The sequence below is a fragment of the Streptomyces sp. enrichment culture genome (genome assembly GCF_964272895.1).
GTDB lineage: Bacteria > Actinomycetota > Actinomycetes > Streptomycetales > Streptomycetaceae > Streptomyces.
Genome location: NZ_OZ186832.1, coordinates 503150 through 515890, shown reverse-complemented (window position 1 = coordinate 515890; position 12741 = coordinate 503150). Strand labels below are relative to the sequence as shown.

The following is a 12741-nucleotide window of genomic DNA, read 5'->3' as shown; positions in this document are numbered from 1 at the left end:
CGCGTCTCGGACCGTGCGATGTGCTCCCGCCGCTCGCGCGGGAGCGCGGCCAGCGCATCGGTGAGGACGCGGCCTCGCGGGACGTGGACGAGCTGGGCGGAGTAGACCCGGCACCCGGAGCACCAGGCGAGTCCCGCGCAGCGCTCGAAGTGGGGGCTGTCCGGCGGGTGGAGACGGTACTGGTACGAGCGGACGGGTGTGCCGCAGGTGGCGCAGGTGCGGGGCGTCGCCGTCGAGGACGACCTCCCAGCCGGCGACCTTCCGCCACTGCGGTGCTCTTCACATCGGCACGCCCGGCAGTCTAGTTCGCGGCCGAGCGGGGGATGAGCGCCGCGAGCTCCTCCGGCGTGCGGGGACCCGGCTGGGCGTCGGGGAGGAGGCCCTGGGTGCGCAGCAGACGGGTGGCCGCGATGCCCCACGGCAGGCGCAGGCCCGCCTGGTCGAGGAGGTCGGTGCGGGCCAGCGTCGTGGCGACGGGGCCGGTGCGGACCCCCGAGGGGGTGAGCAGGGCGGCGTCGTCGGCCCAGCGCAGGGCGAGGTCCACGTCGTGCGTGGCCATCACCACCGTGGTGCCGCCCGCGCGCAGCTTCTCCAGCGTCGTCAGCAGCCGCTCCTGGCCGTCCGGGTCGAGGCCCGCGGTCGGTTCGTCCAGGATCAGCACCCGGGGACGCATGGCGACCGCGCCCGCGATCGCCGTGCGCTTGCGCTGCCCGTACGACAGCAGATGCGTGGGCCGGTCGGCCAGCGCCGTGATGTCCAGCGCGGCCAGCGCCTCCGCCACCCGCGCCCGTACCTCCGTGTCGGACAGGCCGAGGTTCAGCGGCCCGAAGGACACGTCCTGCCCGACGGACGCGGCGAACAACTGGTCGTCGGGGTCCTGCACCACCAGCTGGACCGTGGTGCGCAGCCGGGTCAGCCCCGCGCGGTCGTACGACACCGGCTCGCCCTCGACCGTCAACCGCCCCGTGTCCGGCCGCAGTCCGCCGCTCAGCAGCCGCATCAGGGTCGTCTTACCGGTGCCGTTGCGGCCCAGCAGCGCCAGGGCGCGGCCCTCGCGCACCTCGAACTCCAGGCCGTCCAGCACGCGGGGGCCGTCCTCGTAGGCGAAGGACACTCCGTGCAGGGCGACGATCGGGGGCTGGCTCACGGCAGGACCCTTTCCAGGACGAGAGCGAGTGCGGCGACGGCCGTGAGCAGCGCGACGGCGCCGGCCGTGAAGGGGACGGAGACGCGGGCCTCGGGCACCAGGACGCGCAGCGTGCCGTCGTAGCCGCGTCCGGCGAGTCCGGACTGCAGCCGGGCCGCCCGGTCGAAGGCCCGCACGAACGCGGTGGCCCCGAGCCCGCCCAGCGAACGCCAGGTCGCCGCCCGCGTGGTGTGCCCGAGCCGCGCGGCCTGCGCCTCACGGATCCGGCGGACCGAGTCAAGGAGCAGAAAGCTCATCCGGTACGTCACCAGCGCCACGTCCACCACCGGGGCGGGCACCCCCGCCCGCACCAGCCGCGGCAACAGGTCGGACATCGGTGTGGTGAACGCGAACAGCAGCACGCCGAGCGAGGCGGCGGACGTCCGCAGCATCAGCTCCCCGGCCCGCACCGCACCGCCCTCGGCCAGGGACAGCCAGCCGCCGGGCCCGCCGACCTGGACGAGCAGTGCGGCAGCGCCGGTGGCGCAGAACCCGAGCGGCACCCGGTAGGCACGCCACAGTCTGCGCGCCGGGACGCCCGCCGGACCCAGCAGCAGCACCAGCGCGGTGACCAGCACCAGGGCCGCGCCCGGCCAGGGAGGCAGGGAGATCGCGAGCACCGTCAGCCCCAGCCCCAGCACGGCCTTGTCCACGGGGTGGCGGCGGCGCCAGCGGCTGCTGTGCGCCGCCACGTCGATGGGCAGCACGCGCGCTCAGTCCTGCCCGGCGTCGGACGCGCTGCCGGTCTGTTCGGCCGTGAGCTGTCGCCGGGCCCGCTCCTCGCCCTGCCGGCGGCCGCGCCGCACCCCGAAGTAGTAGGCGAGGACGCCCGCGCCGAGGGCGGCCTGGAGCGCGAACAGGGCCGACTCGATCTCACCGGACGGCGGTTCGTACAGCGGCGAGAACCAGGGCTCGTAGTCCGGCTCGAGCTCGGTGATCGCGGTCTCCGCCTCGGCGTCGGCGCCGGTGAACGGCTCCTCCTTGTGGTCGCCGAGCCCCAGGGCCAGCGGCAGCACCGCGAGGGCGGCGACGAGCACGAGCAGCAGCAGATTGATCCTCGTGTTGCGCTTCACCGGGCCACCGCCTCGCTCTTGGTCCCGCCCACCAGCACGCCGAGCCGGGTCAGTTCGCCTTTGCTGGACTGGGCGAGCAGCCGCATCACCAGCACCGTCAGCAGGCCCTCGCTCACCGCGAGCGGGATCTGGGTGACCGCGAAGATGGAGCCGAACTTGCCGAGCGCGCCCAGGAATCCGCTGCTCGGGTCGGGGAAGGCGAGCGCCAGCTGCACGCTGGTCACACAGTACGTCGACAGGTCCGCGAAGAACGCGCCGCAGAACACGGCGACCATCAGCGGCACGTCGTAGCGGCGCAGCAGCCGGTAGACGCCGTACCCGACCCAGGGGCCGGCGATCGCCATCGAGAAGACGTTGGCGCCGAGCGTGGTCAGACCGCCGTGCGCCAGCAGCAGCGCCTGGAACAGCAGGGTGATGGTGCCCAGCACCGCCATGACGGGCGGCCGGAACAGGATGGCCCCCAGACCGGTCCCGGTGGGGTGGGAGCAACTGCCGGTCACCGACGGGAGCTTCAGGGCGGACAGGACGAACGTGAAGGCACCGGACGCGCCGAGGAGCAGGGTGCTCTCCGGGTGCTCCTTGACCTCACGGGTGAGTGACCGGACTCCGTGGACGACGAAGGGCGCGGACGCGACGCCCCAGGCGACCGCGTGCGCCGGAGGCAGAAAACCCTCGGCTATGTGCATGGCTCAGCAGACCCTCTCCAGCACCTCGTGGATGGTGTGACATGCCTTGGCCGGTCTCCTGGCTGACGGGTACCACCGCCCGAACTCCGCCTTCCCGGGTCCGAGGACCCAGTGGCTGCCCGTGAGGGCCGGAGCCGGACTTCCCGATCACAGTGGCGAGGGCCGCACCGGTTTCCCACCGGATTTCCCGTTCACCAAGGCGTGGCGACATTAGTGCCCCCACCGAGGCGGTGACAAGCGGACGTCCAGGGGCGCACGGGCCACGACCGGGCCCCACCCGCACCACCTCCGCGCCCCCACGGGGCCGCCCCTCCGGCATCGTGATCATCATCACTGCGGCGTTCGGCCGCGGGGCGCGCGCCGGAGCGGACCGGGCCGGACTGTTCACGGCCACCAGGCCGGACGAGCGCGCGGGAGACCTGGCGCCCCTTAGTCCGCCTACGACGCCGCGCGGGTCCTGCGGCGCCGCGGCCCGGCGGTGCCGGGATCCTCCCGCTGCTCGCCCTTCGCCCACAGGGAGCGGACGTGGCCCAGGTGGCGGGAGATGCACTCCTCGGCGGCGTCGGCGTCGCCGGCGAGCATCAGGTCGAGGAGTTCGAGGTGCTCCTCGGCGGACGGGAGGAGGCGGTCGCTCTCGTCGAGCGCGGTGAGCCCGTAGAGACGGGAGCGCTTGCGCAGCTCGCCCACGGTCTCGACCAGGCGGTCGTTGCCGCCGAGGGCGAGCAGGGAGAGGTGGAACCGGCGGTCGGCCTCGAGATAGCCGATCAGGTCGTGCTCGCGGGCCGCGGCCACGATCTGCTCGGCGACCGGCCGCAGCGCCTCCAGCTCCTCGCGGGAGGCGCTGCGGGTGATGCGGCCGATCATCGGGACCTCGATGAGCATGCGGATCTCGCTGTACTGGTCGAGATCCCGTTCGTCGACCTCGGTGACCCGGAACCCCTTGTTGCGCACCGGCTCCACCAAGCCCTCGCGGGCGAGGTCGAGCATGGCCTCGCGCACCGGCGTGGCGGAGATGCCGAAGTCCTCCGCGAGGCCGGGCGCCGAGTACACCTCGCCCGGCTTGAGTTCGCCGGATATCAACGCGGCACGCAGGGCATGGGCGACCTGGTCGCGCAGCCGCTCACGGGTGGTGACGAGGTTGCGCTGCTTGAGGTGCCCCATGGTGTTCCCTTCGTGCCGCTGCGGATCACCAGAGTACAATGTCACGTTGTTTCACCGGTGCCCGTGCGGAAGTCGCCCGTCACAGCAGGAACCCCGCGGGGAACGGGTCGTCGGGGTCGAGGAAGTACTGGGCCGTCCCCGTGATCCAGGCCCGCCCGGTGATGCGCGGCACCACCGCGGGGACACCGCCGACCTCCGTCCGCTCCACCAGCCGCCCGGTGAACTCCGTACCGATGAAGGACTCGTTGACGAAGTCCTGGTGCAGCGGGAGTTCACCGCGGGCGTGCAGCTGGGCCATGCGCGCGGAGGTGCCGGTGCCGCACGGCGAACGGTCGAACCAGCCGGGGTGGATGGCCATGGCGTGCCGCGACCGCCGCGCGTCGGAACCCGGCGCGGCGAGGTAGACGTGCTTGAGCCCGGCGATCTCCGGCTGCGCCGGATGCACCGGCCGGTGCGCGGGCGAGGAGTTCACCGCCTCCATGACCGCCAGCCCCGCCGCCAGCAGCTCGTCCTTGCGGGCGCGGTCGAACGGCAGCCCCAGCGCCTCGAGTTCGACGAAGGCGTAGAAGTTGCCGCCGAAGGCCAGGTCGTAGGTCACCGAGCCGTAGCCCGGCACGTCCACCTTGCGGTCGAGGCCCACGCAGAAGGCCGGCACGTTGGTGAGGCTGACCGCCTTCGCGGCCCCGTCCTCGACCTGTACGTCCACCCGGACCAGCCCCGCCGGGGTGTCGAGGCGGACCGTGGTGACCGGCTCGGTGACCGGCACCATGCCGGTCTCCACCAGGACGGTGGCCACGCCGATGGTGCCGTGACCGCACATCGGCAGCAGGCCGGAGACCTCGATGAACAGCACCCCGTAGTCGGCGTCGGAGCGGGTCGGGGGCTGCAGGACGGCACCGCTCATGGCGGCGTGGCCGCGCGGCTCGTACATCAGGAGCGTGCGGAGGTGGTCCAGATGCTCGATGAAGTGGAGCCTGCGCTCGGCCATGGTGGCGCCGGGGATCACCCCGACGCCACCGGTGATCACACGGGTGGGCATGCCCTCGGTGTGCGAGTCGACGGCATGGAAGACATGACGAGTGCGCACGGACGTCCCTTTCGGTCGGGTGCCGATGTCAGCGGTGGCCGTCGGCCACGGCCTTCTCGGTGGCGGCGCGGATCTCGGCCTCCTGGTCGCCGGTCAGCGGCATCCGCGGCGGACGGCAGGCTCCGCCCGGTACCCCGACCACGTCCATGGACAGCTTGATCGCCTGCACGAACTCGGTCTTCGAGTCCCAGCGCAGCAGCGGGTGCAGTGACCGGTACAGCGGCAGCGCGGTGGCGAGATCACCGGCCACGGCGGCGTCGTACAGCTGGGCGCAGGACTCCGGGAAGGCGTTCGGGTACCCGGCGATCCAGCCGACGGCCCCGGCCAGGGCCAGCTCCAGCAGCACGTCGTCCGCGCCGATCAACAGATCCAGCTCGGGGGCGAGTTCGGCGATCCGGTACGCCCGGCGCACATCGCCGGAGAACTCCTTCACGGCCACGATGCCCGTCTCGGCGTGCAGCCGGGCCAGCAGTTCGGGGGTGAGGTCGACCTTGGTGTCGATGGGGTTGTTGTACGCGACGACGGGCAGCCCGGCGCGGGCCACCTCGGCGTAGTGGGCGAGCACCGACCGCTCGTCCGCCCGGTAGGCGTTGGGCGGCAGCAGCAGCACGCTGCCGCAGCCCGCCTCCGCGGCTTGCTCGGCCCAGCGCCGCGCCTCGCCGCTGCCGTAGGCGGAGACGCCGGGCATCACCCGCGCCCCGTCGCCCGCGGCCTCCACGGCCGTGCGGACCACCAGGGCCCGCTCGGCGTCGTTGAGCGTCTGGTACTCGCCGAGGGAGCCGTTGGGCACGACGCCGTCACAGCCGCTGGCGATGAGGCGCCGGACGTGCTCGGCGTAGGCGTCGTAGTCGACGGAGCGGTCCTCGCGCAGCGGCAGCGCGGTGGCGACCATGATGCCGCGCCAGGGACGGCCGGCGCTCCAGGAGGTGGTGCTCATCAGGGGGCCTTTCTGTGGTGGTCGGCAGGGAGGGGGTGGCTCGGGAGAGGTGCGTCTCGGTCGGGGTGGCGGGTGGGGGGGCTTCGGTGGAGGTGGCGGGTGGGGGGTGAGCTACAGCTTCGGTAGGGGTGGCGGGTGTGGAGGGGGACCTTCGGTAGAGGTCGCGGGTATGGAGGTGGGGCTTCGGTAGAGGTCGCAGGTGTGGAGGGGGGCTTCGGTAGGGGTCGCAGGTGTGGAGGGGGACGTCGGGAGAAGGGGCGATGCGGACGGCGTGGCCGTCCGGTCGCGTGTCACGTCTGCTCGTTATGGGCCCCCGGCTCCGCCGGCGCTTCGGCGAGCGCGGCCAGCGCGCCCAGCCGCACCGGCACCGCCAGCGGCCGCCGTTCCGGCGAGGCCGGCAGGCCCGAGCCCGCGGCGAGGCAGGCCACGGCGGTGCCGCAGATCCGGCCCTGGCACCAGCCCATGCCGGCGCGCGTGAGCAGCTTGACCGTGCGGGCGTCACCGGCTCCGTGCTCGGCGACGGCCCCGCGGACGCGGCCCGCGGTGACCTCCTCGCAGCGGCACACGTCGGTGGCGTCGTCGAGCCACGCCGTCCAGCCGGAGCGCGGCGCGTGGACGGCGGTCATCAGGTCGGCGAAGGCCCGCAGCCGGGCCCGTGCGCGCCCCAGCCGCCGCAGCCGGGCCGGGGACAGGGCCCGTCCGGTCAGCCGGGCGGCGGCCGCGGCACCGGCGATCTCGCCCTCCAGCAAGGCCAGTTGGACCCCGCCGACGCCCCCGGTCTCACCCGCGGACCACAGTCCCGGCACGGACGTCTGCTGAAGGTCGTCGACGACGAGCGCGTGGGTGCCGTCGGCGGTACGCCGGGTCGCGCAGCCGAGCGAGGCGCCCAGGTCGATGTGCGGGACCAGGCCGTGCCCGACGGCGAGCGCGTCGCAGGCGATGCGGCGGCCCGACCCCGGTACGGGCCGCCAGTCGCGGTCGAGCCGGGACACGGTGACGGCCTCCACCCGGTCCGTGCCGTGCACCGCCGTCACCGCGCTGCGGGTGCGCAGCGGCACCCGGTGCCGCAGCAGCACCGCACCGTGGGTCACGGCCTCGGCCGCCTTCTGCGGCACGGCGGCGAGGACGCCGGGGCGACGGACGTACGCCAGATACCCCGCCGCCTCCACCACCGCCGGGACACGCGCCCCGGCCGCGGCGAGCGACGCGGCGACCGCGAGCAGCAGCGGCCCGCTGCCGGCGACGACGACCCGCCGGCCGGGCAGCACGAGCCCCGACTTCAGCATGGCCTGCGCCCCGCCCGCGCCGACGACACCGGGAAGCGTCCAGCCGGGGAAGGGGAGCTGGCGCTCGTAGGCCCCGGTGGCGAGCAGCACCGTGCGGGCCCGCACGGCCACCGGGCGCTCCTCGTCGCCGTCCGCTCCGGTGACCGCGTGCACCGTGAAGCCGTCCGGGTGGCGGGACACCGTCCAGACGTGGTGGGCGAGCAGGTGGGTGACGGTGCTGGCGGCGAGGCGGTCGCGCAGGGCGGTGTACGTCCGCCAGCCGTGGTGGAGCGCTTCGGGGCGGGCGGCGCGCAGGCCGGGGGAGGGGTGACGGTAGTACTGGCCTCCGGTCTGCTCGTTCGTGTCCAACAGGGCGACGCGCAGGCCGAGTCGGGCAGCGGTGGCCGCCCCCGCGACGCCCGCGGGTCCGGCGCCGATCACGGCGAGGTCGTACGGGTCAGACGGCGAGGTCGGCACGGCCGTCTCCTTCCTGGGTGGTGACGGCGTCGCCGGGGCGGGCCGGGACCAGACAGGCACGGCGGTTGGCCCGGCCGTTGACCGTGACCAGGCAGTCGAAGCAGTGCCCGATGCCGCAGAACGCGCCGCGGGGCCGGCCGCCGACGCGCGTGGTGCGCCAGGCGAGCACCCCGGCCGCCCACAGCACGGCGGCCACGGACTGCCCGGGCAGCGCCCCGAGGGGCCGCCCGTCGAAGGTGATCTCGAACGGGGCGTCCGGCTGCGCACCCACCAGGTCGGCGGGGCTGCGGTCACGTGCCATGGCGCGGCTCCTTTCCTGAGAAGCGCTCGGGCCTGAACGGGGTGATGTCCAGGGGCGGTTCACCGCCCGACACCAGGTCGGCGACGATCCGTCCGGTCGCCGGTGCCAGGCCGATCCCGGCGCCCTCGTGGCCGCAGGCGTGCAGCAGGCCGGGGCGGCGGGGGTCGGGGCCGATGGCCGGCAGATGGTCGGGGAGGTAGGGGCGGAACCCGGCGTAGGTGCGGATCGCGCGGACCGTGCCGAGCACCGGGAACAGCCGTACCGCCTGGGCGGCGAGGCGGTGCAGGGCCGGCACGGACAGGGTGCGGTCGAAGCCGACCCGCTCCCGGCTGGCGCCGATGAGCACCGGCCCGGCCGGGGTGCCCTCGACGACGGCCGAAGTCTGCAGCGCCGCCGAGTCGCTGCCGACGTCGGCGACATAGTCCGCGGCGTACACCTTGTGCCGCACCACGCGCGGCAGCGGCTCGGTGACCAGCACGAACCCCCGCCGCGGCAGCACCGGGAGCTCCACCCCGGCCAGCCGGGCGACCTCACCGCCCCAGGTGCCCGCCGCGTTGACGACGTACGGGGCGTGCAGGTCGCCCGCGGATGTCCGCACGCCCCGCACCTCGCCGCGCGGCCCCGTGAGGAGCGCGGTGACCTGCTCGCCGAGCCGGAGCCGCACCCGGTCCCCGGCGGCGCGCAGCAGATGGGCCGCGGCGAGGGCGGGCTGTACCTGGGCGTCCTGGGGGTAGTGGACGCCGCCCGCGAGATCGGGGGCCAGGTGCGGTTCCAGTTCGGCGAGCAGGGGAGCGGGTACGTCGTCGGCGGTGACGCCGGCGGCGCGCTGGCCGTCGGCGAAGTCCCGCAGCGCCCCGAGGGACTTCTCGTCGTCGGCGACGACCAGGCCGCCCTTCGGCTCGTACTCCACGGCCTGCGGCAGCTCGTCGGCGAGCTCCCGCCACAACCGGGAGGACAGCAGGGCCAGTTGGAGTTCCGGGCCGGGTTCCTTGTCGGAGACGAGGAGGTTTCCCTCGCCCGCGCCGGTGGTTCCGCCGGCGACAGGGCCACGGTCGATCACGGTGACGGTGAGGCCGGCGCGGGCGGCGTAGTGGGCGCAGGCCGCGCCGACCACGCCCGCTCCGACCACGATGAGGTCCGGAGAGTGTCTCGTGGGCACGTCAGTAATATTTCACATTGCACTCGCCCTGCCAAGGGATCCCCGGCATCTCCTCCATCGCGCGGCGCCCCCCTTCCCAACAACGCGTTACGGCAAGGGGGTTGTCAGTGCAATTTCACATTACTACGTTACGCATCACATGGCGCAGGCCGCTTCAGCGCGGCGTTCTCCACCGCGGCGGCGCCATCCCCATCACTCACCCCACTCCCCACAGGAGTCATCGGTGTTCCCATCGAGAACCCGGCACAACTCCCGCGCCCACGGCAGATTCCGGCGCCTCACCCTGCTCGGAGCCACCACGGCGCTCGCCGTCGGCCTCACCGGACTGCCGGGCGCGAACGCGGCGACCCCGGCCGCCCCCGCACCGGCGACGGCCGCAGCGGCGAACGGCGGCCCCGCGGACCGGTACGGGGACCGCGGCCACGCGGACCCCGGCCACGCCGACCGCGACCACGTCGACCACCTCGCCAAGGCGCCCAGGCCCGTCGCCCCCCGCCTCAAGGCACCGGGCGACCGCACGGCCGGCGGCCGCACCCCCGGACCGGCGCAGGGCGAAGCACCCCTGCGCACCCTCGCGCCCTGCACCCTCGACGGCGTCAAGGACCTGGGCCCGGAGCAGTTCGCGGACTTCCTCGCCGACCCGGCCGTCACCGCCGACGGCTGTCTGCGCTCCCTCATCTGGACCTGGGACGCCCGTCTCGCGCCCGTCATGTCCGACGCGCACGTCCAGGCGGTCTCCCGGCGTGCCACCTCGCTCGCCGCCGCCCACGACGGCCGCAACTCCAGCCATCTGCTGGAGATGTTCACCTATCTGCACGCCGTCGTGTACCACGACTTCTCACGCGACGAGATCGACGTCACCGACGCCCCCACGGCCGAGGCCATGCGACGCGCGATCCACTACTTCGGCACCGCCCCGCGCACCTTCCACGTCACCCGCACCAACGCCGAGACCCTCCGTGAGGCCCTCTACACCGGCAGCGCCCCCGGCCTGCGCCACTCCCAGCTCGACCTGATCCGCAAGGTGCTGGCCACCATGGACCAGTACCACCCCGAGACCCACGCCGACCCGTCCTGGGGCGGCGCCGCACTGGCCGCGCTCTCCGTCAACTACCTCGGCCTGTACCCGGGCAACAACGACCTCTCCTTCCGGACCGTCGTCGCCCGCAACGACGCCTACCGCGAGGCATTCCGCAAGTTCGCCTGGTACACCCACCTCAAGGGCACGCCCAACGCGTGGGTCGTGCGCGACGCGCTGTCCGAGTACGGCCGCTTCGGCGAGATCGGCTCCCTGCGCCCCCGGATCGTCGGCGACCTCGGCGCCCTCCTCGACCCGGTGACCGCCAACTGGGGCCGAGGAAGCGCTCCTTGGGCGAAGCTCGCCTCCTGGCTCAACTACTACGGGGCCTGCAAGCAGTACGCGGTCTGCAAGGAGGACATCGAGCGGGTCCTCTTCCCGTACACCAACGTCTACGACGACGGGGCGATGAAGGTCCGCACCGGCCTCGACCGCGCCACCGTCGACAAGCTCTACTACGCGAGCAAGCAGGTCAAGGCGCAGTACCACCGCGTCCTCGGCAGCGAGACCCCGCTGACCGGCGACACCAACAGCACCCTGAACATCGTGCTCTACGCCTCCCGCGCCGACTACGAGAACTACCACCCGCTGCTCACCGGCATGGACACCGACAACGGCGGCATCTACATCGAGCGCGGCGCCACCTTCTACACGTACCAGCGCCGCGTGCCGCAGGACTCCTCGCTCACCCTGGAGGAGCTGTTCCGCCACGAGTACACGCACTACCTCAACGGCCGCTGGGCCGTACCGGGTTACTTCGGCGAGGGCCCCTGGTACCAGGACGACCGCACCACCGCCATGGACGAGGGAACCGCCGAGTTCTTCGCCGGCGCCTCCCGCGACGACGGCGTCAAGGTGCGCGCCTCCCTGGTCCGCAGCATCATGCGGGACACCGCGAACGGCGGGCCGCGCATGACCGTCGACCAGCTGCTGCACGCCACCTACGCAGGCGACGGCTTCCGCTTCTACTCCTACGCCGGCACCTTCTTCTCCTTCCTCTGGCTCGAACACCCCGCCCAGCTGAAGGAGATGTACCGCCATCTGCGCGCCGACGACCCGAGCGCCTTCGACGCCTGGCGCGACCGCCTCGGCCGGGACGCGGCACTCCAGCGCGAGTACGACGCGTTCCTCGACGAGCAGACAGCCCAGGTCGACGACCTGTTCGTCCCGGACACCCGCCACGTCCCGGTCGCCGATCTGCAGGCCGCCGGTGCCGCCGAGGTGCGGTCCTCCTTCGCGGCCAGCACGTTCATGACGCCCGAGTGCGCCACGGGCGGCGGCGCGGACCGGCCGCGGTTCGTGTGCACCGGCAGCATCACCGCCAACCTCACGGACGCGGGCGACGCCGGCCGGGTCTTCACGGACATGGCGGAGACCGTCGACTACTTCATCCTCGACCGCGCTGTGGCGGGCGTGAACAACCTCGCCGACATGAACTGCTCCTTCGGTGAGGTGACCGTCTGGTCCACCGGCCGGGCCGGCACCTCCGACTACCGCTGTGAGGGCCCGCTGCGTCCCTGACGGCGAACGGCCGGCGCCGGGACGAGGGAACCGTCCCGGCGTCAGCCGACCCGGTCGTCCGGCGACACCGGGTACGCCTCCAGGTCGGGAGAGGCCAGCACGTCGGCGATCAGCTCCGGCGTGCCGCAGACATAGGTGCTGACCAGGTCGACGTCACCGGCCACGCACCAGGCGCGGTCCTGCGGCCACCACAGGTCCGGCAGCTCGGCGAAGTGCTCCAGTTCCCCCGGCGAGACGACGTCGGCCAGCGGTCCGGCGAGCAGCACCTCCTCGCGGCCCGGCGTCGGGAAGGTGGGCACGCCGTCGAAGTCCCAGGTGCCGTAGCCGGACCAGAGGCCGAACCAGCACTGCTCGGGAGTGCCGGTGTGCCGGGCGAGGAGGGGGACCAGGACCTCGGCGACGGCCGGCGGCGTCGGCCCCTCCGTCGGGTGCTCGTCCCACACGCCGGGCAGGCCGTACTCCGAGGCGTTGTGGTAGTCGCGGTCCGCCCCGATCACCTCGTGCCAGTCGGTCAGCGGCGCCACCTCCCGCCCGTACGCGGCGGCCACCGCGCCCCACCGCACCGGCCGCTCGTCGAGCTCCGCCGGGTGCAGCACCCGCGCGTACGCCGCGAACCCGGGCGCGGCCACCCCCGCCACCGTGCCGAAGGCCCCCGGTGCCTGGACCAGCCAGCCGGCGGGGCCGAGGTCGCCGGCGCACACACGCAGGCGTCCGTACCGTTCGGGCGTGGGTTCCCGGTGCACCGGGCGGTAGTCGATCATGCGTACAGTCTGCACGTTCCCGCCGACCTGACATGATCAGGGCATGGCT

The 12741-nt window shown here is 73.7% G+C and carries 12 protein-coding genes and 1 riboswitch; of the genes, 1 reads left to right on the top strand and 11 read right to left on the bottom strand.

Annotation, left to right across the window (positions count from 1 at the left end):
- Window positions 1-301 precede the first annotated feature (301 nt).
- The 10 genes from ACSU6M_RS02300 to ACSU6M_RS02255 all read right to left on the bottom strand — a co-directional run bounded on the left by ACSU6M_RS02300 (window position 302) and on the right by ACSU6M_RS02255 (window position 9332).
- Window positions 302-1147 (bottom strand): ATP-binding cassette domain-containing protein, encoded by an 846-nt coding sequence (locus ACSU6M_RS02300; protein WP_437066552.1) that lies wholly within the window; start codon window positions 1145-1147, stop codon window positions 302-304.
- On the bottom strand, window positions 1144-1893 hold the full coding sequence (gene cbiQ / locus ACSU6M_RS02295; RefSeq protein ID WP_437066550.1) for a cobalt ECF transporter T component CbiQ: 750 nt from the start codon (window positions 1891-1893) through the stop codon (window positions 1144-1146). The genes ACSU6M_RS02300 and cbiQ overlap by 4 nt, the downstream gene beginning before the upstream one ends.
- A 6-nt stretch (window positions 1894-1899) precedes the next feature.
- Entirely contained in the window at window positions 1900-2259 is a 360-nt protein-coding gene (locus ACSU6M_RS02290; RefSeq protein ID WP_437066548.1) for an energy-coupling factor ABC transporter substrate-binding protein, read from the bottom strand.
- On the bottom strand, window positions 2256-2945 hold the full coding sequence (locus tag ACSU6M_RS02285; protein WP_437066546.1) for an energy-coupling factor ABC transporter permease: 690 nt from the start codon (window positions 2943-2945) through the stop codon (window positions 2256-2258). Before ACSU6M_RS02285 ends, ACSU6M_RS02290 begins: the two co-directional genes overlap by 4 nt.
- A 31-nt stretch (window positions 2946-2976) precedes the next feature.
- Window positions 2977-3159: riboswitch (cobalamin riboswitch) on the bottom strand.
- A 224-nt stretch (window positions 3160-3383) separates the two neighbouring features.
- Window positions 3384-4106, bottom strand: a complete 723-nt coding sequence (locus ACSU6M_RS02280; protein ID WP_437066544.1) for a GntR family transcriptional regulator — start codon at window positions 4104-4106, stop codon at window positions 3384-3386.
- Window positions 4107-4185: 79 nt separating this feature from the next.
- Complete coding sequence (locus ACSU6M_RS02275; protein ID WP_437066543.1) at window positions 4186-5193, bottom strand: proline racemase family protein; 1008 nt, start codon at window positions 5191-5193, stop codon at window positions 4186-4188.
- A gap of 28 nt (window positions 5194-5221) precedes the next feature.
- Window positions 5222-6130, bottom strand: a complete 909-nt coding sequence (locus tag ACSU6M_RS02270; protein WP_437066541.1) for a dihydrodipicolinate synthase family protein — start codon at window positions 6128-6130, stop codon at window positions 5222-5224.
- Between the two features lie 290 nt (window positions 6131-6420).
- Window positions 6421-7872 (bottom strand): FAD-dependent oxidoreductase, encoded by a 1452-nt coding sequence (locus ACSU6M_RS02265; RefSeq protein WP_437066540.1) that lies wholly within the window; start codon window positions 7870-7872, stop codon window positions 6421-6423.
- The gene (locus ACSU6M_RS02260) at window positions 7853-8173 is read right to left on the bottom strand and encodes a (2Fe-2S)-binding protein (RefSeq protein ID WP_437066538.1); all 321 of its coding nucleotides are present in this window, start codon (window positions 8171-8173) and stop codon (window positions 7853-7855) included. Before ACSU6M_RS02260 ends, ACSU6M_RS02265 begins: the two co-directional genes overlap by 20 nt.
- On the bottom strand, window positions 8163-9332 hold the full coding sequence (locus tag ACSU6M_RS02255; RefSeq protein ID WP_437066537.1) for an NAD(P)/FAD-dependent oxidoreductase: 1170 nt from the start codon (window positions 9330-9332) through the stop codon (window positions 8163-8165). The genes ACSU6M_RS02260 and ACSU6M_RS02255 overlap by 11 nt, the downstream gene beginning before the upstream one ends.
- A gap of 223 nt (window positions 9333-9555) precedes the next feature.
- Between ACSU6M_RS02255 and ACSU6M_RS02250 the strand changes: the two genes are divergently transcribed.
- A complete protein-coding gene (locus tag ACSU6M_RS02250; protein ID WP_437066535.1) occupies window positions 9556-11931 on the top strand; it encodes a collagenase in 2376 nt (791 codons plus the stop codon).
- 41 nt (window positions 11932-11972) lie between these two features.
- Here ACSU6M_RS02250 and ACSU6M_RS02245 read toward each other — a convergent pair whose 3' ends face one another.
- Window positions 11973-12692: a hypothetical protein gene (locus tag ACSU6M_RS02245; RefSeq protein WP_437066534.1), complete on the bottom strand. Its 720-nt coding sequence runs from the start codon at window positions 12690-12692 to the stop codon at window positions 11973-11975.
- Between the last annotated feature and the right edge of the window lie 49 nt (window positions 12693-12741).

Excerpts from the sequence above, each read along its gene's own strand:
- ACSU6M_RS02285 (WP_437066546.1), bottom strand. The coding sequence starts at position 2,945 with ATGCACATAGCCGAGGGTTTTCTGCCTCCGGCGCACGCGGTCGCCTGG.
- ACSU6M_RS02280 (WP_437066544.1), bottom strand. The coding sequence starts at position 4,106 with ATGGGGCACCTCAAGCAGCGCAACCTCGTCACCACCCGTGAGCGGCTG.
- ACSU6M_RS02270 (WP_437066541.1), bottom strand. The coding sequence starts at position 6,130 with ATGAGCACCACCTCCTGGAGCGCCGGCCGTCCCTGGCGCGGCATCATG.
- ACSU6M_RS02260 (WP_437066538.1), bottom strand. The coding sequence starts at position 8,173 with ATGGCACGTGACCGCAGCCCCGCCGACCTGGTGGGTGCGCAGCCGGAC.
- ACSU6M_RS02245 (WP_437066534.1), bottom strand. The coding sequence starts at position 12,692 with ATGATCGACTACCGCCCGGTGCACCGGGAACCCACGCCCGAACGGTAC.